Genomic DNA, 22,036 nt, shown 5'->3' on the forward strand with positions numbered 1-22,036 from the left:
TTCATAGCCATTACTCATGCGAAGCGGCGTCGCTGGAGAACCAGTGCTCGCGCGCCTTCATGATCAGGGCCGTGGCCTCGTCCGCGGACTGGCCTGTGATATCTGTGAGTTCGTCGACGGCCAGGTCGGCCAGATCGTCGCGGGTGTTCACCCCGTTCGCTTGGAGCTTGTCGATCATCTCGGCCGACAGGCCTTCGAGGTCGCGCAGGTTCTGCGACACCCCTTCCGCGCCTTCTTCCTTGGCGATTTCCATGGTCAGCAGCGCGTCCTTGGCGCGGGCGCGCAGCTCGGTGACCGTCTCTTCGTCGAAGCTTTCGATCTCCAGCATTTCCTGCAGCGGCACGTAGGCCACTTCCTCCAGGCTGGTGAAGCCTTCGGAGATCAGGATGTCGGCGATCTCTTCGTCCACATCGAGCTTTTCCATGAACAGCCGGCGGCTGGAGTCGGTCTCCTCGGCCTGCTTCTGCGCCGATTCGGCGGCGTCCATGATGTTGATCTTCCAGCCGGTCAGCTCGGCCGCCAGGCGCACGTTCTGGCCGCCACGGCCGATCGCGATCGCGAGGTTCTCCTCGTCGACCACCACGTCCATGGCATGGCGCTCTTCGTCCACCACGATGGACGAGACATTGGCCGGGGCCAGTGCGCCGATCACGAACTGCGCCGGGTCTTCGCTCCACAGAACGATGTCCACGCGCTCGCCGGCCAGTTCGTTGGTGACCGCGTTGACGCGCGTGCCGCGCACACCGACGCAGGTGCCGATCGGGTCCACGCGCTTGTCGTGCGAGACCACGGCGATCTTGGCACGCGAGCCCGGGTCGCGGGCGCAGGACTTGATCTCCAGCAGACCTTGCTCGATCTCGGGCACTTCCTGGCGGAACAGCTCGACCATGTAGGCCGGCGAGGAACGCGACAGGATGATGGGCGCGCCGCGCAGCGTGAGGTCGACCTCCATGATCATGGCCCGCACGCGGTCGCCCGTGCGCAGGTTCTCCTTGGGGATCATCTCGCTGCGGCGCAGCCGGCCTTCGACACGGCCGCTCTCGACGATGATGTCGCCCTTGTCCATGCGCTTGACGGTGCCGACGAAGATCTTGTCGCCACGGCTCATGAAGTCGTTGAGCAGCATCTCGCGCTCGGCGTCGCGGATCTTCTGCAGGATCACCTGCTTGGCCGCCATCGCGCCGATGCGGCCGATCGGCACCGACTCCACCGGCTTTTCGATGTAGTCGCCCTCTTCGATGTCGGCGATGTCTTCCTTGACGTCGGAGTACAGCTCCTCGGCCTCCGGGTTCTGCAGGCCGGCGGAATCGGGCACGACCAACCAGCGGCGGAAGGTCTCGTAGACGCCGCTGTCGCGGTCCACGGCGACGCGGATGTCCACGTCGCCCTGGTAGAGCTTCTTGGTGGCCTGGGCCAGGGCGGCCTCGACCGCGCCGAACACGACATCGCGCTCCACGTTCTTCTCGCGCGAGATCGCGTCGACCAACATCAGCATTTCGCGGTTCATGTCATGCTTCTCCTGCAGTCTTCATTCGTTGCGGGGACATCCCAGGGGTGTCCCTCATTCTTCGGCGGCCGCGCTGTTGCCGCGGCCCTTGAAATTCACCACCGGCGCCAGCCGGGCATCGCGCAGTTCATCCAGCGTGAAGCCCAGCACGTGCACCGGCAGTTCGACCTTCTTGCGCGAAGGCTTCTGCCCGGGCTTGGGCGCGGGCGGCTCGTCGCTCCACAGCAATTGCCATTGCGCCGGCTGGCCCTCGGCGGCAGCGGCCACGCGTTCGAGCCGGCCGCGGAACTTCTTGCGGTTGGCGGCCACCTGGCCGCCCGCGGCGGTGCCCAGCGGGGCCTTGAGCGTGAGGTCGACCAGTTCGCCGGCGAAGCGCTCGAAATCGGCTTCGTTGCGCAGCGGGCGGTCGATGCCGGGCGAGGACACTTCGAGCCGGCGGTATTCCACGCCCTCGACCTCCAGGCCGAACTGCAGCTGGCGCGTGACCTTCTCGCAGTCCTCGACCGTGATGAACTGCTCGGTGCCAGGCACCCAGGGATGGTCGATCGTGATGCGCAGCAAGCCCCCGGCGGAGCGCTCGATCTCCACCAAGTCGTATCCCAGACCTTCGACGGTCTTGGTCACCAGCTCCTGCAACGCCACGGCTCTCCTTTGGGCCATCTGCCCGAACAACACACACCACCGACACGACTTGGGCAAAACAGGCGACGGCACCGCAGTCCAAACTGCCTGCCTATGTGCTTGCCCAAGCCCCAAAATCAAGCGACCAAAAAAAATGGGCCGGTAGCTACCCGCCCATTTGGTCGTGAAGCGCGGATTCTAGCCCAAATTGGGCGCGCTGTGTACACCCACAGGTGCGGCGGCCGCCACCAGACTGCGCGTATAGGGGTGTTCGGGGTGGTCCAGCAGCCGGTCGGCCGGGCCGGATTCGACGATGGCACCGTCCTTCATGACGATCACGTCGTGCGCCATGGCCCGCACCACGTCCACGTCGTGTGTGATCAGCAGGTAGGCCAGGCCGCGCGAGCGCTGTAGTTTCTGTAGCAGCTCGAGCACCTGCTTCTGGATCGTCACGTCCAGCGCGCTGGTGGGTTCGTCCAGCACCACAAGCGTGGGCTCGACGATCAGCGCCCGGGCGATCGCGATGCGCTGGCGCTGGCCGCCCGAGAACTCGTGCGGATAGCGCTGCAGCAGGCTCGGAAAGCGCTCTGCCGTCATGCCCACGTCGGCCAGCGCGGCCTGCACGCGCGGGCGGCGCTGCTCGGGCGTGAGCGCCGGCGCATGCACGCGCAGGCCCTCGCCGACGATCTCCTCGATGGTCATGCGCGGCGACAGCGAGGAGAAAGGGTCCTGGAACACCACCTGCACGGCACGGCGCAGCGCGAGCTCGGCACGGCGGCCGCCGCCCCAGGCACCGCCGGCCACGTCCAGCCGCCCCTGGCACGGCAGCAGGCCCAGCGCGGCCAGCGCCAGCGTGGACTTGCCCGAGCCCGACTCGCCGATCACCCCCAGCGTGCGGCCCGGCGGCACGGCGAAGTCCGCACCCTTGACGGCCTCGAAGCGGCCTTTGCGGAACCAGCCCGCGATGCCGGGCAGCGTGACGGGGTAGCTCACGCGCAGGCCTTCGGCGCGCAGCACGGGCGCGCCCTCGGCCGGGGTTTCCTGCACGTCGCGCTGCGGCCGGCTGTCGATCAGGCGGCGGGTGTAGGGGTGCCTGGGCTGGGCGAAGACCTGTTCGACGGGGCCCTGCTCCACGATGTGGCCGGCTTCCATGACAGCCACGCGGTCGGCGAAGCGGCGCACCAGGTTCAGGTCGTGCGTGATCAGCAGCACGGCCATGCCGTTCCCGCGCTGCAGGTCCGACAGCAGGTCCAGGATCTGGCCGCGCAGCGTCACGTCCAGCGCCGTGGTGGGTTCGTCGGCCAGCAGCAGCGCGGGCTTGCAGGCCAGCGCCATCGCGATCATGGCGCGCTGGCGCTGGCCACCCGAGAGCTGGTGCGGATAGGCACCGGCACGCCGCTCGGGCTCGGGGATGCCGGTGTCGCCGAGCAGGCGCACGGCCTCGCGCCAGGCCTCGCCGCGCAGCAGGCCCTGCTTGAGCTGCAGCACCTCGGCGATCTGCTCGCCCACGGTGTAGAGCGGGTTCAGCGCCGTCATCGGCTCCTGGAAGATCATGGCGATCTCCTGGCCGCGAATCGCGCGCAGGTCGCGCTCTGGCAGGGTCACGAGGTCGGTCCAGCCCCCCCGGCCCTGGAACAGGGCCTGGCCTGTGACGCGCGCGTCCGGCACCAGGCGCAGCAGGCTCAGCGCCGTGACGGTCTTGCCCGAGCCGGATTCGCCCACCAGCGCGAGCTTCTCGCCCGGGGCCAGCGCGAAGTCCACGCCATGCACCACGGTGTGGCCACCGAAGGACACCTGCAGCTGCTTGGCATTGAGCAACAGCGGCTGGGTCATTTTTCGGCCTTTCGCGGATCGAGCGCATCGCGCAGCGCGTCGCCCATGAAAGTCAGCAGCAAGAGCGTGAGCACCAGCACGCCGAAGGTGGACATGGAGATCCACCAGGCGTCGATGTTGGCCTTGCCCTGGCTCAGCAGCTCGCCCAGCGAGGGCGTGCCGGGCGGCACGCCCAGGCCCAGAAAGTCCAGCGAGGTCAGCGCCAGGATGGCCGCGCTCATGCGGAACGGCAGGAAGGTCACGACCGGCACCATGGAGTTGGGCAGGATGTGGCGCCACATGATCTGCACGTTGGACACGCCCAGCGCGCGCGCGGAGCGCACGTAGTCCATCTGCCGGTTGCGCAGGAACTCGGCCCGCACGTAGTCCGACAGCCCCATCCAGCCGAACAGCGAGAGCAGCACCAGCAGCAGCGCCACGCTGGGCGCGAAGATGGCGCTGAAGATGATGAGCAGGTAGAGCTCGGGCATGGAGCCCCAGATTTCGATGAAGCGCTGGAACGCGAGGTCGGTCTTGCCGCCGAAGTAGCCCTGGATGGCGCCCGCCAGCACGCCCAGCACCACGCCGATGGCCGTCAGCGCGAGCGCGAACAGCACGCTCACGCGAAAGCCGTAGATGAGCTGGGCCAGCAGGTCGCGCCCGCGGTCGTCGGTGCCGAAGAAGTTCTCGGTCGAGGGCGCGGCCGGGTTGGGCTTGCTCGCGAAGTAGTTCAGCGTGCGCGGGCCATAGGGGTTGGGCGCGTAGACGGCCCAGTTGCCGCCGCTGGTGATGCGCTCGCGGATGAACGGATCCAGGTAGTCGGCCGGCGTCTCGAAGTCGCCGCCGAAGACCTTCTCCGAGTAATCGCGCAGCACCGGGTAATAGGTCTGGCCCTCGTAGCGCACGACCAGCGGCTTGTCGGTGGACAGCACCTCGGCGAACAGGCTCAGCACGACGAGCGTGGCAAAGAGGACCAGGCTCCAGAAACCCAGCTTGTTGCGGCGAAAGCGCTGCCAGGCGCGGCGGCCGGGCGAGAGATGGCGGGGTTCGGCCGTCGGCGCTGCCGAGGCCGAGGCGATGGGCGGCATGGTGCTGCTAGTCAAATTTCACCCGCGGATCGACCAGCACATAGGACAGATCGCTGAGCAGCTTGGTCACGAGGCCGATCAGCGTGAAGAAGAACAGCGTGCCGAGCACGACCGGATAGTCGCGCCGGATCACGCTCTCGTAGCTCAATAGGCCCAGGCCGTCGAGCGAGAACAGCGTTTCGATCAGCAGCGAGCCGGTGAAGAAGGCACCGATGAAGGCCGCGGGAAAGCCCGTGATGATGGGGATCAATGCGTTGCGGAACACGTGCTTCCAGAGCACGCGGCGCTCGTCCAGACCCTTGGCGCGCGCCGTCAACACGTACTGCTTGCGGATCTCCTCGAGGAAGGAGTTCTTGGTCAGCATGGCCGTCACCGCGAAGCTGCCCAGCACCATGGCCGTGACCGGCAGCGTGATGTGCCAGAGGTAGTCGACGATGCGCGCGCCCCACGACATCTGCTCCCAGTTCGACGAGACCAGTCCGCGCAGCGGGAACCACTGCAGCTGCCCGCCGAACACCACGAGCAAGGCCACGCCCAGCACGAAGCCCGGGATGGCGTAGCCGACCAGCACGATCAGCGTGGTCACGAAGTCGAAGCGCGAACCTGCGCGCACGGCCTTGGCCACGCCCAGCGGCACGGCGATCAGATAGCTGATGAAGAAGGTCCACAGGCCCAGGCTGATGGACACCGGCATCTTTTCCTTGATGAGCTCCCACACGCCCTTGCGCTGGTAGAAGCTCTGGCCCAGGTCGAACTGCGCGAAGGACTTGAGCATTCGCCAGAAGCGCTCGGGCGCCGGCTTGTCGAAGCCGTAGAAGGCCTTGATTTCTTCGATGCGCTGCGGGTCCAGGCCCTGGCGGCCGCGGTAGCCGGCGCCGCTCGCGGCCGCGCCCTCCCCGCCCGAATCGCGGCCCTGCAGTTGCGCCACCATCTGCTCCACCGGGCCGCCCGGCACGAACTGGATCACCACGAAGGTCAGCAGCAGCACGCCGAACAGCGTGGGCAGCATCAGCAACAAACGCTTGAAGATGTAGGCTGCCACGCGCGGAGGTCTCGCTTACTTGTTGAGGTCGGACGCCCACCAGGTCGATGCGGCCCAGGTGCCGGCATCGTAGTAGGGCGGGATGGTGTCGGGCAGCACGAAGCGCTTGGGCCAGTAGCCGATCAGGAACGGGCCGCCGAAGTACTGCGGGATGGAATAGTGGCCATGCGAGAGCACACGGTCGAGCACGCGCATGGCCGTGGTCAGTTCGGGCCGCGTGGTGGCGGCCACGACCTTGGCGACGATGGCGTCCACGCCCGGGTCGGCGATGCCCCAGATGTTGGACGAGCCGTTGGTCTTGGCCGCCTCCGAGCCGAAGCGTTCGATGAGCTCGCCGCCCGGGGCCGAGGTGCCTGGCAGGCGGATCGTGGTCATCTCGAAGTCGAAGCTGTCCATGCGCTGCTGCGACAGCGAGAAGTCCACCGTGCGGAAGCTCATCTCGATGCCGAGCTTGCGCAGGCTGCCCTGCAGCGGCGTGATCACGCGGATCAGGCCGGGCTGGTCGTTGAGCAGTTCGATCGTGAAGGGCTCGCCCTTGGCGTTGCGCAGCGCGCCGTCGCGGTAGGTCCAGCCGGCCTCGGCCAACAGCCGCTGGGCCTGGCGCAGGTTCTCGCGCAGGCTGCCCGGCGGCGCGGTGCTGGGCGAGACCAGCGCGGGCCCGAACACCTCGGGCCGCAGCTTGCTGCGCAGCGGCTCCATGAGGGCCAGTTCGTCGGGCCCGGGCAGTCCTTCGGCATGGAACTCGCTGTTCGGGAACCAGCCCTGCACGCGCTGGTACAGGTTGTAGAACATCTGGCGGTTCAGCCACTCGAAGTCGTAGGCCAGGCCGATGGCCTGGCGCACGCGCACGTCCTTGAACTTGTCCTTGCGCAGGTTGAACACGAAGCCCTGGAAGTCGCCCGGGTTGCGGTTCTCGAATGCGCGCTTGACGAGGTCGCCGCGGTCGAACTGCGGGCCGTAGTACTGGCGCGCCCAGTTGCGCGAGGTGAACTCGCGCATGAAGTCGATCTCCCCGGCCTTCAAGCCCTCGAAGCGCGCCGTCTCGTCCAGGTAGATCTTGTAGGTGACGCGGTCGAAGTTGAACTGGCCACGCCGCACCGCCAGGTCCTTGCCCCAGTAGTTCGGGTCGCGCTGGTAGGTGATGTCGCGGCCCAGGCGCGGGTTGGCGATCCGGTAGGGCCCGGAGGCGATCGGCACGTCGGTCGTGATCTGGTCGAAGGGCTTGCCGCCACCCCACTGCCGACTGAACACCGCCATGCTTCCCACCACCAACGGCAGCTCGGGATTGGGCCGGGCGAACTCGAAGCGCACCACCCGCTCGGACAGGGCACGCACGCGCTTGACCTCGGCATAGATCACGCGGAACTGCGGCGCCGCGAGCTTGCCGACCAGCATCTCGTAGGAGTGCACCACGTCGGCCGCCTGCACGGGCGAGCCGTCGTGGAAGCGCGCCTCGGGCCGGATGCGGAAGGTGGCCGAGAGCTTGTCGGGCGCCACTTCCACGTCCTCGGCCAGCAGGCCGTAGGCGGTCGTCGGCTCCTCCATGTTGCCGGTCAGCAGGCTCTCGAACAGCAGTCCGCCGATGCCGTAGGGCGCCGTGCCCTTGAGCGTGAACGGATTGAACTTGTCGAAGTTGGTCGGCCGCGTGGGCGGCACCATGCGGATCTCGCCGCCCTTGGGCGCATCCGGGTTCACGTACGAGAAATGGCTGAAGTCCGGGCCGTACTTGATGTCGCCGAACTGGGCATAAGCGTGGGCTCCCCAGGCCGGCGCCGATGCCGCGAACGCCAAGCAGAGCCACAGAAATCGCATGCGACAATTCTGCACCAATCGCCCTGCCCCCTCGGACAAGCCCTGAACAGGTGCCGTCGGCAGGCTCCACCGCAACGAACGAGAAGAACCCATGGGATTCCTGACTGGCAAGAAGCTGCTGATCACCGGCGTGCTGTCCAACCGCTCCATCGCCTACGGCATCGCCAAGGCCTGCCACGAGCAAGGCGCCGAACTGGCGTTCAGCTACGTGGGCGAGCGCTTCAAGGACCGCATCACCGAGTTCGCGGCCGAGTTCGGTTCCCAGCTGATCTTCGACTGCGACGTGGGGGACGACGCCCAGATCGCCAAGCTGTTCGAGGACCTGGCCCAGACCTGGCCCAAGTTCGACGGCTTCGTGCACAGCATCGGCTTCGCGCCGCGTGAGGCCATCGCGGGCGATTTCCTCGAAGGCCTGTCGCGCGAGGCGTTCAAGATCGCCCACGACATCAGCGCCTACAGCTTCCCGGCCATGGCCAAGGCCGCGCTGCCCTACCTCAACGACAAGGCGGCCCTGCTCACGCTGACCTACCTGGGCGCCGTGCGCACCGTGCCCAACTACAACACCATGGGCCTGGCCAAGGCCTCGCTCGAGGCCTCGGTGCGCTACCTGGCCGGCTCGCTGGGCCCCAAGGGCGTGCGCGTGAACGGCGTCTCCGCGGGGCCGATCAAGACCCTGGCCGCCAGCGGCATCAAGGGTTTCGGCAAGCTGCTGCCGGCCGTGGCCGCGGTCTCGCCGATCCGCCGCAACGTGACCATCGAGGACGTAGGCAACGTCGCCGCCTTCCTGCTGTCGGACCTGGCCGGTGGCGTGACGGCCGAGATCACCTATGTGGACGGCGGCTTCAGCCAGGTCGTCGGCGGCATCGACGGCGAATAAGCGCCGCCGCGCGCTGCTGCTGGCAGCGCTGGGCAGCGTCCTGGTGCCGGCCTGGGCCGCGCCGCCCAGGCTCATGCTGGCCAATGTCTACCGGCGCGGCATGCCGCTGGCCGGCTACTGGGTCAGCGAGAAATACGATGGCCTGCGCGGCTACTGGGACGGCCAGGCCCTCTGGACACGCGGCGGCCAGCGCGTCATGGCCCCGGCGTGGTTCACGGCCCCGCTGCCCGCCGTGCCCATGGACGGCGAACTCTGGGCCGGCCGCGGCCGCTTCGAGCATGCGCTGTCCACCGTGCGCAGCCAGCAGCCGGACGACGCGGCCTGGCGCGCCATGCGCTTCATGGTGTTCGATCTGCCGGCCGCACCGGGCGACTTCGATGCCCGGCTCGCGCGCTTGCAGCAACTGCTGCCGATCGCCGCGGCGCCCTGGATCGTCGCCGTGCCCCAGCAGCGCGCCACCACCCACGCAGCCCTGCAGGCGCAGCGCGACCGCGTGGTGCGGGAAGGCGGCGAAGGCCTCGTGCTGCACCTGGGCAGCGCGCCCTACCGCAGCGAGCGCAGCGACGACCTGCTCAAGTTCAAGCCCTACGACGATGCCGAAGCCCGCGTCCTCGCCCACCTGCCCGGCCAGGGCAAACACGCGGGCCGCCTGGGCGCCCTGCTCGTGGAAACGGGCGAAGGGCTGCGCTTCAGGCTCGGCGGCGGTTTCAGCGATGCGCAGCGGCGCGATCCGCCCCCTGTCGGCGCCCTCGTGACCTACCGCTACAACGGGCTCAACGCGAGCGGCCTGCCGCGCCACGCGCGCTTCCTGCGCGTGCGCGGCGACGACGCCTGAGAATCAGATCGTGCGGCTGTAGGGGCCGTCGTTGCCGACCTGGATCATGTCCTCGGGCCGCGTGACCTTCTCGGCCTCGGACATCGGCTGGCCCTCGGCCACGCAGTCGGCGAAGTAGCTGACCTTGCCGTTCTCGTCCTCGACTTCCACGAGCCCGTGGATGTCGGTCTCGAAGCCCGGGCACAGCAGGTTGAACTCGCGCGAGAACTTGAGGTAGTCGACGATCTTCTTGTTGAAGACCTCGCCCGGGATCAGCAGCGGGATGCCGGGCGGGTACGGCGTGACCAGGCTGGTCGTGATGCGGCCCTCGAGCTCGTCGATCGGCACGCGCTGGGTCTTGCGGTGCGCGATGTGGGCGTAGGCATCGCTGGGCTTCATCGCGGGCGTGAGGTCCGACAGATACATCTCGGTCGTGAGGCGTGCGATGTCGTACTTGGCGTAGAGCTGGTGCACGTGCTGGCACAGGTCGCGCAGACCCATGCGCTCGTAGCGGCGGTGCTGCTGGCAGAACTCCGGCATGATGCGCCACATCGGCTGGTTCTTGGCGTAGTCGTCCTTGAACTGCTGCAGCGCCGCCAGCATGGTGTTCCACCGGCCCTTGGTGATGCCGATCGTGAACATGATGAAGAAGCTGTACAGCCCGGTCTTCTCCACGATGATGCCGTGCTCGGACAGGTACTTGGTCACGATGCTGGCCGGGATGCCCTCGGCGGCGAACTTGCCGTCCAGGTCCAGGCCCGGCGTCACGATGGTGGACTTGATCGGGTCCAGCATGTTGAAGCCATCGGCCAGATCGCCGAAGCCGTGCCACTTGGCGGCCGCAGCGTCCTTGATGATCCAGTCGTCGGCCGTGCCCACGCCCTCCTCGACCAGGGCGTCCGGACCCCAGACCTTGAACCACCACTCGTCGGCGCCGAACTCGCGCTCGACCTGGCGCATGGCGCGGCGGAAGTCCAGCGCCTCCAGGATGCTCTCTTCCACGAGCGCGGTGCCGCCGGGCGGCTCCATCATCGCGGCCGCCACGTCGCAGCTGGCGATGATGGCGTACTGCGGGCTGGTCGAGGTGTGCATCAGGAACGCCTCGTTGAACAGGTGTCGGTCCAGCTTGCGGTGCTGCGAGTCCTGCACCAGCACATGGCTGGCCTGGCTGATGCCGGCCAGCAGCTTGTGCGTGGACTGGGTGGCGAACACCAGCGACTCCTTGGGCCGCGCGCGGCGCTTGCCCATGGCGTGGTAGGCGCCGTAGAAGGGGTGGAAGGCCGCGTGCGGCAGCCAGGCCTCGTCGAAGTGCAGCGTGTCGACGTAGCCGTCCAAGAGGCCCTTGATGGTCTCGGTGTTGTAGAGCACGCCGTCGTAGGTGGACTGCGTGACCGTCATCACGCGCGGCTTGACGGTCTCGGCGTCCACGCCGGCCAGCAGCGGGTTGGCGCGGATCTTCTCCTTGATCGCCGCCGGCTCGAACTCGCTCTTCGGGATCGGGCCGATGATGCCGTAGTGGTTGCGCGTGGGCTTCATGAACACCGGCACGGCGCCCGTCATGATGATGGCGTGCAGGATGGACTTGTGGCAGTTGCGGTCCACCACCACCACGTCGCCCGGCGCCACCGTGTGGTGCCAGACCATCTTGTTGGACGTGCTCGTGCCGTTGGTCACGAAGAAGCAGTGGTCGGCATTGAAGATGCGCGCGGCGTTGCGCTCGCTCTCGGCCACCGGGCCGGTGTGGTCCAGCAGTTGGCCCAGTTCCTCCACCGCGTTGCAGACGTCGGCGCGCAGCATGTTCTCGCCGAAGAACTGGTGGAACATCTGGCCCACCGGGCTCTTGAGGAAGGCCACGCCGCCCGAGTGGCCCGGGCAGTGCCAGGAGTAGGAACCGTCCTCGGCGTAGTCCAGCAGCGCCTTGAAGAACGGCGGCTGCACGCCTTCCAGGTAGCTCTTGGCCTCGCGGATGATGTGGCGCGCCACGAACTCCGGCGTGTCCTCGAACATGTGGATGAAGCCGTGCAGCTCGCGCAGGATGTCGTTGGGCATGTGCCGCGAGGTCTTGGTCTCGCCGTACACGTAGATCGGCACGTCCAGGTTCTTGCGCCGCACTTCCTCGATGAACTTGCGCAGGTTCAGCACCGCGGGGTCGAGGTCGGGGCCGGCGCTGAACTCCTCGTCGTCGATGGACAGGATGAAGGCGCTGGCGCGGCTTTGCTGCTGGGCGAACTGCGAGAGGTCGCCGTAGCTCGTCACGCCCAGCACCTCGAAGCCCTCGCTTTCGATGGCCTGGGCGAGCGCGCGGATACCCAGGCCGGAGGTGTTCTCCGAGCGGTAGTCCTCGTCGATGATGACGATGGGAAAGCGAAACTTCATGGGCAGCTCCGGGCCAGGCGGAAATGGAAAGGCGCGAAGTGTACGGACATTGGATGACCGCACGGTGGGGCGGCGGTTCTTTTGACCCACAATGCGGCGCAACGCAACGAGGGAGCCTGCCCATGGGCATTGCCGATACGACCTTCTGGTGGCTGCTGGCCGGCGCCTGCATCGTGCTGGAGCTGGTCACGGGCACCTTCTACCTGCTGATGCTGGCGCTGGGCTTCGTCGCCGCGGCGCTGGCCGCCTACCTGGGCCTGGCCCTGCCCGGGCAGATCGCCACGGCCGCCATCGCCGGCGGTGGCGCGGTGGCCATCTGGTATGCCGTGCGCAGCGCACGCGGCCGCAAGGACCGCGCCAGCGGCAACCCGGACCTGAACCTGGACATCGGCGAGACGCTGACTGTGGACCGCTGGAACCCGGACGGCACCGCCTCCGTACACTACCGCGGCGCGCGCTGGACCGTGGTGCAGCGCGCGGCGCAGCCGCCGGTGGCAGGCACCTACCGCGTGGTCGGTGTGGTCGGCAACCGGCTCATGGTCGACAAGGCCTGAAACCCTCTCACCCCAACGCAGGAGATTCGCGGATGGAAGTCGCCATCGTTCTATTGGTCATCGCCGCGGTGTTCGTCTCGCAGTCGATCAAGGTCGTGCCGCAGCAGAACGCCTGGGTCGTCGAGCGGCTCGGCAAGTACCACAGCACGCTGTCGCCGGGCCTGAACTTCCTGCTGCCCTTCGTCGACAAGGTGGCCTACAAGCACAGCCTCAAGGAAGTGCCGCTGGACGTGCCCAGCCAGGTCTGCATCACGCGCGACAACACCCAGCTGCAGGTCGACGGCATCCTGTACCTGCAGGTGACCGACCCGATGCGCGCGAGCTACGGCTCGTCCAACTACCTGATGGCCGTCACGCAGCTGGCGCAGACCACGCTGCGCAGCGTGATCGGCAAGCTCGAGCTCGACAAGACCTTCGAGGAGCGCGACATCATCAACGCCCAGGTCGTCGCGGCCATCGACGAGGCCGCGCTGAACTGGGGCGTCAAGGTGCTGCGCTACGAGATCAAGGACCTCACGCCGCCGGCCGAGATCCTGCGCTCCATGCAGGCGCAGATCACGGCCGAGCGCGAGAAGCGTGCGCTGATCGCCGCCTCCGAAGGCCGGCGCCAGGAGCAGATCAACATCGCCACGGGCGAGCGCGAGGCCTTCATCGCGCGCTCCGAAGGCGAAAAGCAGGCCGCCATCAACCAGGCCCAGGGCGAGGCCGCCGCCATCACGGCCGTGGCCGACGCCACGGCCCAGGCCATCGAACGCGTGGCCGCCGCCATCCGCCAGCCCGGCGGCAACGAGGCCGTGCAGCTCAAGGTGGCCGAGGCGGCCGTCAACGCCTACAGCAAGGTGGCGGCCGACGCGACGACCACGCTGATCGTGCCGAGCAACATGGCCGACACCGCGGCACTGATCAGCTCGGCCATGAACATGGTGCGGCTGCAGCCGCCCAAACCATGAGCGACGCGGTGGCGCACAACGTGCTGGGCTCCGAGCTGGTGCCCTGTTCCTACGCGCCGCTGACGGGCTACTTCCGCGACGGCTGCTGCAATACCGACGACAGCGACCTCGGCGCGCATGTCATCTGCGCGCGCGTGACGGCGGCCTTCCTGGCCTTCTCCAAGCTGCGCGGCAACGACCTCTCCACGCCCCGGCCCGAGCACCGCTTCGCCGGCCTCAAGCCCGGCGACCGCTGGTGCCTGTGCGCGGCGCGCTGGAAGGAGGCGCACGAGGCCGGCTGCGCCCCGCACGTGGTGCTGGAGTCCACGCACATCAGCGCGCTGGAGTTCGTTTTGCTGGAAGATTTGCAGCGCCACGCCTGGCCGCAGAAAAACGCGGCAAATTGACTGCTACAATCGCTGGCTTCCCACGGAGCGGTGGATGAGTGGTTTAAGTCGCACGCCTGGAAAGCGTGTGTGGGTTAATAGCCCACCGCGGGTTCGAATCCCGCCTGCTCCGCCAAGACAAATGACGAACGGCCCGCACGGGCCGTTTTTCTTTTCCGCGCCCTGACCGCCGGCCCCCTCCCGCGCGCCCAGCCCGCGTCATCGCGCGCAGCCCAAGACCGACACCGCAGCTGCTGCACGGCTGACAGCGGCGCACGCGCCATCGCACCAGACTCTTCGCAACCGATCAGCGAGGAAACACCGTGAAGATGGCGCAATGGATGAAGCTGGCCAAAGAGGCCGTGGTGGCCTGGTCCGACGACTACGCGCCCAGCATGGGCGCCGCGATCTCCTACTACACGCTGTTCTCGCTCGCACCCTTGCTGGTGCTCGTGATCGCCGTGGCCGGCCTGGCGTTCGGCGCGGAGGCCGTGCGCGGGCAGATCTCGGCGCAACTGTCCGCACTGATGGGGCCGGAAACGGCCGAGGCCATCGAGGGCATGGTGGCCAGCGCCACCGTGAGCGGCAGCGGCATCTGGGCCACTGTCGCCAGCGTGGCCGTGCTGCTGGTCGGTGCCACCAGCGTCTTCAGCGAGCTGCAGGCTGCGCTGGACCGGATCTGGCACGTGCCCGAGTCGAACAAGCCCAGCGGCATCTGGGGCCTGCTGCGTGCACGGCTGTTCTCGCTCGGGCTGATCCTGGGGCTGGCCTTCCTGCTGATGGTCTCGCTGGCCGTCAGCGCCGCGCTGGCCGCGTTCGGCAGCTACCTCGGCGGCCTGCTGCCGGGCCAGGAGCTGCTGCTGCAGGTGCTCAACACCGGCGTCGCGCTGGCCGTCACGACCGTGCTGTTCGCGATGATCTTCAAGCTCATGCCCACGGCCAAGGTGGCCTGGCGCGATGTCTGGGTTGGCGCGGTGGTCACCGCGCTGCTGTTCGAGGTCGGCAAGCTGCTGATCGGCCTGTACCTGGGCAAGAGCGCGTTGGCCAATTCCTTCGCCGGCGCCGGCGCGCTCGTGGTGCTGCTGGCCTGGGTCTACTACGCGGCGCAGATCTTCCTGCTGGGCGCGGAATTCACCAAGGTCTATGCCCACGCCCATGGGTCGGCCAAGGACACCGCGCCGGCCACGCCCGTGCAGCTGACGGCGGCGGATGCGCGCAAGCCCGCTGCAGCTCCCGCGCCCCAGCCCGTGCAGGCGCCGGCCGCAGCAGTCTCGCGCTGGACGGCCCATGCCTCGCGCGAACTGCTGCCCAAGCTGGCGCTGCTGGGCGGACTGGTGCTGTTGCGCATCGTCGTGGAATCGCGCGCCAAGCGCGAGCGGCGCCTGGTGCGCAAGGCCAGGGCCTGAGAGCGGGCGAGCGCGGCTAGAACAGCCGGCGCTGCGCACTTGTCAGCGCGGCGAAGCTGTCGCCCATCGGATGCAGGATGGCGTCGGCGATCGGCTGCAACTGCTTGTCAAGGTAATGCGCATAGTCGATGCCCGACTGGCGCAGCGCCAGCGGCTCCGGCCCGCCGCGCGTCATGACGTAGCGGATCCAGCCGCCCTGCTGGTACTGCGGGGGGCGGCCCATGCGCAGGTTGTGCTCGTCGGCGAGGCGCGCGGCGCGCACCTGCGGCGGCACGTTGACCTGGTAGGCATCCAGCCGATGGCGCAGGCGCTTGCGGTAGACCAGCAGTTCGTCCTTGGCTCCAGCCAGCAGCGCCTGGGCGTAGTCGGCGACGAACCCGCGGTAGGGCTCGCCGCGGAAGATGCGCGACAGCAGCCCTTCCTGGAACTGGCGCGCCAGCGGCGTCCAGTCGCTGCGCGCCATCTCCAGGCCGCGGAACACCATTTCCTCGCGCCCCTGCGCGTCCACGCTGAGACCGGCATAGCGCTTCTTGCTCCCCACGTCCGAGCCGCGGATGGTGGGCATGAAGAACTTGGCGTAATGGGTGTCGAACTCGATCTCGAGAAAGTTCTCCAGGCCCTGTTCCTCACGCAGCGCGCGGGTCCACCAGGCGTTGATGTCCTGCACCAGGCCGGCTGCGACGGCGTGCGCCTCCCCGTTGCCATGGGGCCGCTGCAGCCACACGAAGATGGAATCGGTGTCGCCGTAGATGGCGCGGTAGCCGCGCCGCTCCACGAAGTCGCGCGTGCGCTTCATGATCTCGTGGCCGCGCAGCGTGATGGCCGAGACCAGTCGCGGGTTGAAGAAGCGGCATTCGGATGCCCCCAGCACGCCCGCGAAAGCGTTCATGAGCAGCTTGATCGCCTGCGCCAGCGCAGCGTTGCCCTCGCGTTTGGCCGCGTCGCGCGCATGCCACAAGCCCGTCACGATCTCGGGCAAGCCATGCCGCTCGCGCGAGAAGCGCGTGCCCTGCGGCCCGTGCACGAGGCCGCTGGCGTCTTCGGCCTGCATGCCCTCGACCAGGCCCACGGGATCGACCAGGAAGGTGCGGATGATGGAGGGGTACAGGCTCTTGTAGTCCAGCACCACGACCGCGTCGTAGAAGCCCGGCCGCGAGTCCATCACATAGCCGCCCGGGTAGGCCTTGGCTGCGATCTCGCCCACGTTGGGCGCCACGTAGCCCAGGCGGTGCATGCGCGGCAGGTAGTGGTGGCTGAATGCGGCGATGGAGCCACCGAAATGGTCGGCCTGCAGGCCCGTGGCCTGCGCGCGCTCGAGCACGAACGGCAGCAGCGCGGCCTTCTCGAAGATGCGCAGCACCAGCGCGCAATCCCGGATGTTGTAGGCCGCCAGGGCCGGCTTGTCCTGTTGGTAGCGCCGCTCGATCTCGGCCATCTTGTCGTAGGCGTCGCCGATGTCCTTGCCCTCGCCCAAGAGGGCCTGCGCGACGGACTCCAGGCTGAAGGACGGAAAGCTCCACATCGCCGCGCGCAGCGCCTCGATGCCGTCGACCACCACCCGCCCCGGCATCGGCGCGAACAGGTAGCCCTGCTGGCCCGGGTGCGTGCGCCAGGCGATGGGCTTGCGGCCGCGGCCGGGCAGCAGCGGCACGCCGCAGGCGTCGGCCGCCTTCTGCAGCACGCGCAGGTCGAACTGCACCACGTTCCAGCCGATCACCACGTCGGGGTCGTGCGCGACGAACCAGGCGTTCAGCCGTTCGAGCATCTCGCGCCGGCTAGCGCAATACACCAGTGTGAAGTCCGGCGGCTCGGTGGACGCATCGGGTGGATCGCCCAGCATGAGCACCGTGCGCGGGCGGGTGCCGTCCAGCGCGATGGAGTACAGCGCCTCGGTCGCGCTGGTTTCGATGTCCAGCGACACGACACTGACCTGCGGGCGGTAGCCGGGCGCGGGCCGCAGCCGGCCGTCGACGATGGTGTCGCCGTCGCGCTGACCGCCCTCCACCACCACGCCGGCCGTGATGAAGCGTTCCATGAGGTAGCGGTCGTGCGGGCGCACGTCGGCCTCGTACAGCGGGATCTGCAGTGGCTGCAGCGCGCGGGCCAGCCGGCCGAGCTGGCGGAACTGCCGCGCGTAGACGCCCAGCACGGGCTCCTGGCCGAACGTGCGCAGCGCTAGTTCGCGCAGTTGCAGGCCGGGCAGCGTGGCGAGCTGGGCCTGGACGGCATCGCGGTGCCGCGCCGCGACGAAGGCCACCGAGGTCTGGGCGCGCAGCAGCAGCTTGCGCGGCCTCTGCTCGCTGGCCAGCCAGTATTCGATGTCGGTGCCGTCGGGCGCATCGCGCCAGTGGCGCGTCAGGATGAAGCCCTTGAGTTCGGTGGACGCCACGGAGGCCTGCGGGTGGATGGAGCGGTGGGCGAAGGATGGGCGGCGCGATTCTCGCCGCCGCGCAGGCGGCTGCGAACTTGTCCATGGCTCCCGTGGGCAAGCCTGTGGACAAGCTTGTGGGATCCGCGCCAAACCCTTGCCCGGTGCGGGCTGCGACACGGTGCCTGCGAAACGGGCAACCGGGCGGCAGGCGGCTGTCAGCCCCGTCCTACGGCTGCCATCGCCGTTGGCGCACAGCGGGGCGCCATAGCGTTTCGTTACGCTCCTCACGCCATGCAACAAATCCGCATCACGCGCGCCGCTGAACTTTCCCCCGCCGACGGCCGGCGCTTCGATTGCCAATGGATGGAGGCCTGCCAGATGAACCGTTGGTTCCTCAAGGCACGGCTGGCCGAGGCCCTGGCCTTGCATGGGCCCGACAGCCACTGGATCGAGACGCGCCCGCTGCAGCGCACCCCCGCGCCGCTGCAAGCCTGATGCCCTGGCAGGTCGTTGCCTTTCTGGTCCTGGTCGGCGCGACCGGCGCCTGGGCCTGGGCACCGCAGCACTGGCATGCGGCCGTGCAGACCAGCCGCGCCGGCCGTGCGCTGCCCTTGGCGTTCACGGCACTGGTGCTGCTGGTCTACGCAAGCATGGTGGTCTGACCCTCCGCGCGCGGCGCCCTGGCCGGCCGGCTGCGCGAACAGGTCCGGCGGGAGCGGATGCGGGCGGCCGGTCCACGGCGCCGCCGAAGCTCCCATAATGCGACCCGCCAAGAGGGGCACCGCCGCATACCAAGACATGAGCATCCGAAAGCGCCTGCTGTTGCTGGTCATCGGGGTCTGGCTGCCCGCCGCCGCCGGCTTCGGCCTGCTCACGTGGTACACGCACGCCGAGCAGGTCGCCGGTACGCGCCGGCAGGTGGAGGAGTACGGGCTGCGCCTGGCCACCGCCATGGAGCGTGAGCTCGACCGGCGCGTGGTGCTCGCCCAGGCCCTGGCGGCCTCCGCCGAGGCACGCAGCGGCGACTTCGCGCGCTTGCACGAGGAGGCGCGCAGCGCGACGGCCGGCACGGCCTCGTGGGCCCTGCTGGTCGACCCCGCCGGACAGATCCTCAACACCAAGGCGCCCTACCCGGGCCCGCGTGTGCCGCGCATCAAGCCGCTGCCGCTGACGGACAGTGGACCGCAGGTGCGCTTCGTGGGCCACGCCCCGGTGGCCATGATGCCGGCCATCACGGTGTTCGTGCCGGTGCCGGGCATGGTGCCCCAACGCTACAACGTGGGCGTGGCCTTCTCGCCGGCGGCACTGCAGCAGACGCTGGAATCCCACCCAGGGCCGTTTCAGGCGCTCGCGGTCGTCGTCGACGACGAGCAGGTCATCATGGCGCGCAGCCGCGACCCCGAGAAGTGGTTCGGCGTCTCGGCCTCGCCCCGGTTCAAGCAGCGCATCGTGGAGGGCGGCACGGGCTTCGCCGAGTCGACCACGCTGGACGGCGTGCGCTCCATGACCTATCTCTCGCCGCGCAACGCCTACGGCTGGTCGGTCATCGTCTCGGTGCCGATGCAGTTGCTCGACGCCGCGGCCCAGCAGGCGTCGGCCAAGGCGGTGGGCGCGGCCGCGCTGCTGCTCGCTTTCGGCTTGCTGCTGGCCCTGAGCGGCACGCGCAAGATCGGCCGCACCGTCGAGGCCCTGCAAGGCGCGGCCGGCGATCTGGCCCACCACCGCGTGCCGCCGCGGCTGCTGACCGGGGTCTCCGAGGTGGACCGGGTGGCCGCAGCACTGCACGAGGCCGGCACGCGCGCTCAGGAGGCCAACGCCACGCTGGAGCGCCGTGTGCGCGAGGCCGTGGCCCATGCCCAGGAGGCCCAGGCCCAGCTGCTGCAGAGCCAGAAGCTCGAGCTCGTGGGCCGGCTGACGGCCGGCGTCGCGCACGACTTCAACAACCTGCTGCAAACCATCGTCACGGCCCACCACCTGCTGCTGCGCCGCGTGACCGACGGACCGGAGCGCCGCACGCTGGACGGCGCCGTGCGCGCCGTCGCCAAGGCGCGCGACCTCGTCAAGCAGCTCATGACCTTCGGCCGCGTGCAGCTGCTGGAACCCAGCGCCGTGAGCATTCCCGACCTGGTGCTCAAGAGCCAGGAACTCACGCGCACAGCCGTTGGCGAGGCCATCGTTCTGAGCACCGCACTGGAGCCCGCGCTGCCCGCCGTGCACGTGGACGCCGTGCAGTTCGAAATGGCGCTGCTCAACCTGGTCTTCAACGCGCGTGACGCCATGCCCGCCGGCGGCCACATCACCATCGCCGCGCAAGAGGCGCTGGCGGCCGAGACCGCGCACCTGGGCGCCGGCCGCTTCGTGCGCCTGGAAGTGGCCGACACCGGCACGGGCATGACCGATGCCGTGCAGGCCCGCGCCTTCGAGCCCTACTTCACGACCAAGCCCGTGGGCGCGGGCAGCGGCATCGGCCTGGCCCAGGTGCACGCCTTCGCCAAGCAGTCGGGCGGCGACATCGTGCTGTCCAGCCAGCTCGGCGTGGGCACGCGCATCCGCCTGTACCTGCCGGTGGCGGCCACGCCGGCCGACGCCCCGGCCGTCCCGGCGCCGGCCGCACCAGCCGCGCCCCTGGCCGGCGTGCGCATCCTGATGGTCGAGGACGACAAGCTGGTGTCGGGCATGGTCGCCTCCGCGCTCGAGGAGGAAGGTTGTGTGGTGCGCCACTGCCCCACGGCCGACGAGGCCCTGCAGGTGCTGCAGAAAGGCCACGACTTCGACATCCTGTTCACCGACGTGGTGATGCCGGGGCGCATGAACGGTGTGGACCTCGCGCGCTGGTGCGCGGCCGAGCGGCCCGGCATCGCCATCGTGGTGAGCACGGGCTATGCGGAGAACCTGCAGGAGTTCTCGGCCACTGTCCTGCGCAAGCCCTATGAGCCGGGCGCGCTGTTCGCGGCGCTCGAAGAGGCCTGCAAGCGCTGCGCGCTCATGGCATGAGGCCGGCCGGCTCAGTGGGACGAGAAGCGGTAGCCCCTGGATTGCAGGCAACGGTCGAAGGCGGCGCTGCGCGCGCCGGCGTTCAGGTCGGTGGACGTGCCGGGTGGCTGCACCAGGGGGGTGCAGGGCCCTTGTCCATAGATGTCCGTGCACTTGCGGTCCGCCTCGGTCGGCCAGGTCGGTGCCGTCATCTGGCGTGGCGGCCAGGCCTTGGCAGCCTCGACGCCGCAGGCCGCCTTGTCGGCCTCCAGCTGGTCGGGCGTGGCCCCCGGCTTGGTCCAGCTGCCGCAGCCGGCCAGTGCGAGCGCGAAGGCCCAGGGCAGCGCCCGGCGCAGCCTGCGTTCAGCGCGCGCGTGGTTCGACATAGGGCTGCTCCACATGCCAGCCGTTGGGGCCCAGCAGACCCGCCGCCATGAGGCCCTCGTATTGTTCGCGTGTGACCGGCATCAGGAACAGCGCAGGCGAGCCGTCCTCGGCCTCGGCCGGCAGCCAGACGAGGCAGCCCTTGCCCGCCCGGCAGCGCTGCGCGGCCTCGGGGACGTAGATGCTCAGTTCCTGCAGTTTCTCGCGGATGTTCATGGCGATCTCCTGGACATGCGCCAGTCTGGCCGCGCCGCCCGGGCCAGGACTGTCGGACGGCAGGCCATCCGTGTGGAAGGCACCCGCCTCCCGCGTGCCCCGGGCCTGCCAGAATGGCCGGCGCCATCCCCTCGGAGCCCCGCATGCAATCGCACGATTTCAACAGCCCTGCCGTCGCCGCGCTGCGCGAAGACCTGGCGCTGGCCCTGCGCGCCGCCGCGCACCATGGCCTGGCCGAAGGCGTCTGCAACCACTTCAGCGTCGAGCTGCCCGATGGCAGCGGGCGCTTCCTGCTCAACCCGCGCGGCCTGCTGTGGTCCGAGGTGCAGGCCGACGATGTGGTCATGGTGGACGCCCATGGCGAGCGCCTGGCGGGCCGCCATGCGGTGGAGCCCACCGCCATGTTCATCCACGCCGCCATCCACCGCCTGTGCGGCAAGGCCGTGGTGCTGCACACCCACATGCCCTACGCCACCGCGCTGACGCTGACGGAGGACGGCCTGCTGGACAGCTGCCTCTCGCAGAACGCCATGCGCTTTCATGGCCGCGTGGCGCTGGACCCCGCGTACAACGGCCTGGCCCTGGACAGCGCCGAGGGCGAGCGCATCGCGCGCGCCATGCAGGGGGCCGACGTGGCCTTCCTGGCCAACCATGGCGTGGTGGTCTGCGGCGACCGCATGGCCTACGCCTACGACGACCTCTACTACCTCGAGCGCGCCTGCATGGCCCAGGTGCTGGCCCAGTCGACGGGCCGGCCGCTGCGACGGGCCGATCCCGCCCTGGTCGCGCGCGTGTGCGAACAGACGCTGGGCGAACGCCTGCAATCCGAACTCTTCTTCGCCGCGCTGCGCCGCCAGCTCTGAGGATC

20 protein-coding genes and 1 tRNA gene are annotated in these 22,036 nt (G+C 68.9%); 11 read left to right on the forward strand and 10 right to left on the reverse strand.

Features of this window, described 5'->3' with window-relative positions; all coding sequences use genetic code 11:
- Positions 1-10: 10 nt before the first annotated feature.
- The 6 genes from nusA to IE209_RS25180 form a co-directional block, all read right to left on the reverse strand.
- Complete coding sequence (gene nusA / locus IE209_RS25155; protein ID WP_189689627.1) at positions 11-1,507, reverse strand: transcription termination factor NusA; 1,497 nt, start codon at positions 1,505-1,507, stop codon at positions 11-13.
- A 54-nt stretch (positions 1,508-1,561) separates the two neighbouring features.
- Positions 1,562-2,149 carry a ribosome maturation factor RimP gene (gene rimP, locus IE209_RS25160; protein WP_189689678.1) on the reverse strand — a complete coding sequence of 196 codons (588 nt, stop codon included), beginning with the start codon at positions 2,147-2,149 and terminating at the stop codon, positions 1,562-1,564.
- A 177-nt stretch (positions 2,150-2,326) separates the two neighbouring features.
- A complete protein-coding gene (locus IE209_RS25165) occupies positions 2,327-3,961 on the reverse strand; it encodes an ABC transporter ATP-binding protein (RefSeq protein ID WP_189689628.1) in 1,635 nt (544 codons plus the stop codon).
- On the reverse strand, positions 3,958-5,028 hold the full coding sequence (locus IE209_RS25170) for an ABC transporter permease (RefSeq protein ID WP_189689629.1): 1,071 nt from the start codon (positions 5,026-5,028) through the stop codon (positions 3,958-3,960). Before IE209_RS25170 ends, IE209_RS25165 begins: the two co-directional genes overlap by 4 nt.
- Before the next feature lie 7 nt (positions 5,029-5,035).
- Complete coding sequence (locus tag IE209_RS25175) at positions 5,036-6,070, reverse strand: microcin C ABC transporter permease YejB (RefSeq protein WP_189689630.1); 1,035 nt, start codon at positions 6,068-6,070, stop codon at positions 5,036-5,038.
- Between the two features lie 15 nt (positions 6,071-6,085).
- Complete coding sequence (locus IE209_RS25180; RefSeq protein ID WP_189689631.1) at positions 6,086-7,882, reverse strand: extracellular solute-binding protein; 1,797 nt, start codon at positions 7,880-7,882, stop codon at positions 6,086-6,088.
- Positions 7,883-7,973: 91 nt separating this feature from the next.
- On the opposite strand from IE209_RS25180, the gene fabI reads away from it, so the two are divergent.
- Entirely contained in the window at positions 7,974-8,759 is a 786-nt protein-coding gene (fabI, locus tag IE209_RS25185) for an enoyl-ACP reductase FabI (protein ID WP_189689632.1), read from the forward strand.
- A complete protein-coding gene (locus IE209_RS25190; RefSeq protein WP_189689633.1) occupies positions 8,710-9,594 on the forward strand; it encodes a DNA ligase in 885 nt (294 codons plus the stop codon). The genes fabI and IE209_RS25190 overlap by 50 nt, the downstream gene beginning before the upstream one ends.
- A gap of 3 nt (positions 9,595-9,597) precedes the next feature.
- On the opposite strand, the gene IE209_RS25195 is transcribed toward IE209_RS25190, so the two are convergent.
- Positions 9,598-11,949, reverse strand: a complete 2,352-nt coding sequence (locus IE209_RS25195; RefSeq protein ID WP_189689634.1) for an arginine/lysine/ornithine decarboxylase — start codon at positions 11,947-11,949, stop codon at positions 9,598-9,600.
- Positions 11,950-12,077: 128 nt separating this feature from the next.
- Here IE209_RS25195 and IE209_RS25200 point away from each other — a divergent pair, with 128 nt between their 5' ends.
- From IE209_RS25200 to IE209_RS25220, 5 genes are all read left to right on the forward strand, one after another.
- Entirely contained in the window at positions 12,078-12,503 is a 426-nt protein-coding gene (locus IE209_RS25200) for an NfeD family protein (RefSeq protein ID WP_189689679.1), read from the forward strand.
- Between the two features lie 32 nt (positions 12,504-12,535).
- Entirely contained in the window at positions 12,536-13,453 is a 918-nt protein-coding gene (locus IE209_RS25205) for an SPFH domain-containing protein (protein WP_189689635.1), read from the forward strand.
- Positions 13,450-13,839, forward strand: a complete 390-nt coding sequence (locus IE209_RS25210) for a DUF2237 family protein (protein ID WP_145545813.1) — start codon at positions 13,450-13,452, stop codon at positions 13,837-13,839. Before IE209_RS25205 ends, IE209_RS25210 begins: the two co-directional genes overlap by 4 nt.
- Before the next feature lie 24 nt (positions 13,840-13,863).
- Positions 13,864-13,954: transfer RNA gene (locus IE209_RS25215), tRNA-Ser, on the forward strand.
- 193 nt (positions 13,955-14,147) lie between these two features.
- Positions 14,148-15,224, forward strand: a complete 1,077-nt coding sequence (locus tag IE209_RS25220) for a YihY/virulence factor BrkB family protein (protein WP_189689680.1) — start codon at positions 14,148-14,150, stop codon at positions 15,222-15,224.
- A 16-nt stretch (positions 15,225-15,240) separates the two neighbouring features.
- Here the strand turns inward: IE209_RS25220 and IE209_RS25225 are convergent, their stop codons facing one another.
- Complete coding sequence (locus tag IE209_RS25225) at positions 15,241-17,613, reverse strand: DNA polymerase II (RefSeq protein WP_229883034.1); 2,373 nt, start codon at positions 17,611-17,613, stop codon at positions 15,241-15,243.
- Between the two features lie 273 nt (positions 17,614-17,886).
- On the opposite strand from IE209_RS25225, the gene IE209_RS33980 reads away from it, so the two are divergent.
- From IE209_RS33980 to IE209_RS25235, 3 genes are all read left to right on the forward strand, one after another.
- Complete coding sequence (locus IE209_RS33980; RefSeq protein WP_229883035.1) at positions 17,887-18,090, forward strand: hypothetical protein; 204 nt, start codon at positions 17,887-17,889, stop codon at positions 18,088-18,090.
- Positions 18,090-18,257 carry a hypothetical protein gene (locus IE209_RS25230; protein WP_189689637.1) on the forward strand — a complete coding sequence of 56 codons (168 nt, stop codon included), beginning with the start codon at positions 18,090-18,092 and terminating at the stop codon, positions 18,255-18,257. The genes IE209_RS33980 and IE209_RS25230 overlap by 1 nt, the downstream gene beginning before the upstream one ends.
- 136 nt (positions 18,258-18,393) lie before the next feature.
- Entirely contained in the window at positions 18,394-20,589 is a 2,196-nt protein-coding gene (locus IE209_RS25235; protein ID WP_189689638.1) for an ATP-binding protein, read from the forward strand.
- 11 nt (positions 20,590-20,600) lie between these two features.
- Here the strand turns inward: IE209_RS25235 and IE209_RS25240 are convergent, their stop codons facing one another.
- Together IE209_RS25240 and IE209_RS25245 are read right to left on the reverse strand one after the other, a co-directional pair.
- Complete coding sequence (locus tag IE209_RS25240) at positions 20,601-20,954, reverse strand: hypothetical protein (protein ID WP_189689639.1); 354 nt, start codon at positions 20,952-20,954, stop codon at positions 20,601-20,603.
- On the reverse strand, positions 20,932-21,168 hold the full coding sequence (locus tag IE209_RS25245; RefSeq protein ID WP_189689640.1) for a hypothetical protein: 237 nt from the start codon (positions 21,166-21,168) through the stop codon (positions 20,932-20,934). The genes IE209_RS25240 and IE209_RS25245 overlap by 23 nt, the downstream gene beginning before the upstream one ends.
- A gap of 143 nt (positions 21,169-21,311) precedes the next feature.
- On the opposite strand from IE209_RS25245, the gene IE209_RS25250 reads away from it, so the two are divergent.
- Complete coding sequence (locus IE209_RS25250; RefSeq protein WP_189689641.1) at positions 21,312-22,031, forward strand: aldolase; 720 nt, start codon at positions 21,312-21,314, stop codon at positions 22,029-22,031.
- Positions 22,032-22,036: the final 5 nt, after the last annotated feature.

This window comes from Pseudorhodoferax aquiterrae, assembly GCF_014652235.1.
GTDB classification, from domain to species: domain Bacteria; phylum Pseudomonadota; class Gammaproteobacteria; order Burkholderiales; family Burkholderiaceae_C; genus Pseudorhodoferax; species Pseudorhodoferax aquiterrae.

Bases quoted from the DNA above. Each gene is read 5' to 3' on its own strand.
- IE209_RS33980 (WP_229883035.1), top strand. From the start codon at position 17,887: ATGCAACAAATCCGCATCACGCGCGCCGCTGAACTTTCCCCCGCCGAC.
- IE209_RS25170 (WP_189689629.1), bottom strand. From the start codon at position 5,028: ATGCCGCCCATCGCCTCGGCCTCGGCAGCGCCGACGGCCGAACCCCGC.
- IE209_RS25210 (WP_145545813.1), top strand. From the start codon at position 13,450: ATGAGCGACGCGGTGGCGCACAACGTGCTGGGCTCCGAGCTGGTGCCC.
- IE209_RS25195 (WP_189689634.1), bottom strand. From the start codon at position 11,949: ATGAAGTTTCGCTTTCCCATCGTCATCATCGACGAGGACTACCGCTCG.
- IE209_RS25250 (WP_189689641.1), top strand. From the start codon at position 21,312: ATGCAATCGCACGATTTCAACAGCCCTGCCGTCGCCGCGCTGCGCGAA.
- IE209_RS25180 (WP_189689631.1), bottom strand. From the start codon at position 7,882: ATGCGATTTCTGTGGCTCTGCTTGGCGTTCGCGGCATCGGCGCCGGCC.
- IE209_RS25165 (WP_189689628.1), bottom strand. From the start codon at position 3,961: ATGACCCAGCCGCTGTTGCTCAATGCCAAGCAGCTGCAGGTGTCCTTC.
- IE209_RS25230 (WP_189689637.1), top strand. From the start codon at position 18,090: ATGCCCTGGCAGGTCGTTGCCTTTCTGGTCCTGGTCGGCGCGACCGGC.
- IE209_RS25240 (WP_189689639.1), bottom strand. From the start codon at position 20,954: ATGTCGAACCACGCGCGCGCTGAACGCAGGCTGCGCCGGGCGCTGCCC.
- fabI (WP_189689632.1), top strand. From the start codon at position 7,974: ATGGGATTCCTGACTGGCAAGAAGCTGCTGATCACCGGCGTGCTGTCC.
- IE209_RS25205 (WP_189689635.1), top strand. From the start codon at position 12,536: ATGGAAGTCGCCATCGTTCTATTGGTCATCGCCGCGGTGTTCGTCTCG.
- nusA (WP_189689627.1), bottom strand. From the start codon at position 1,507: ATGAACCGCGAAATGCTGATGTTGGTCGACGCGATCTCGCGCGAGAAG.
- IE209_RS25235 (WP_189689638.1), top strand. From the start codon at position 18,394: ATGAGCATCCGAAAGCGCCTGCTGTTGCTGGTCATCGGGGTCTGGCTG.
- IE209_RS25245 (WP_189689640.1), bottom strand. From the start codon at position 21,168: ATGAACATCCGCGAGAAACTGCAGGAACTGAGCATCTACGTCCCCGAG.
- IE209_RS25190 (WP_189689633.1), top strand. From the start codon at position 8,710: ATGTGGACGGCGGCTTCAGCCAGGTCGTCGGCGGCATCGACGGCGAAT.
- IE209_RS25220 (WP_189689680.1), top strand. From the start codon at position 14,148: ATGGCGCAATGGATGAAGCTGGCCAAAGAGGCCGTGGTGGCCTGGTCC.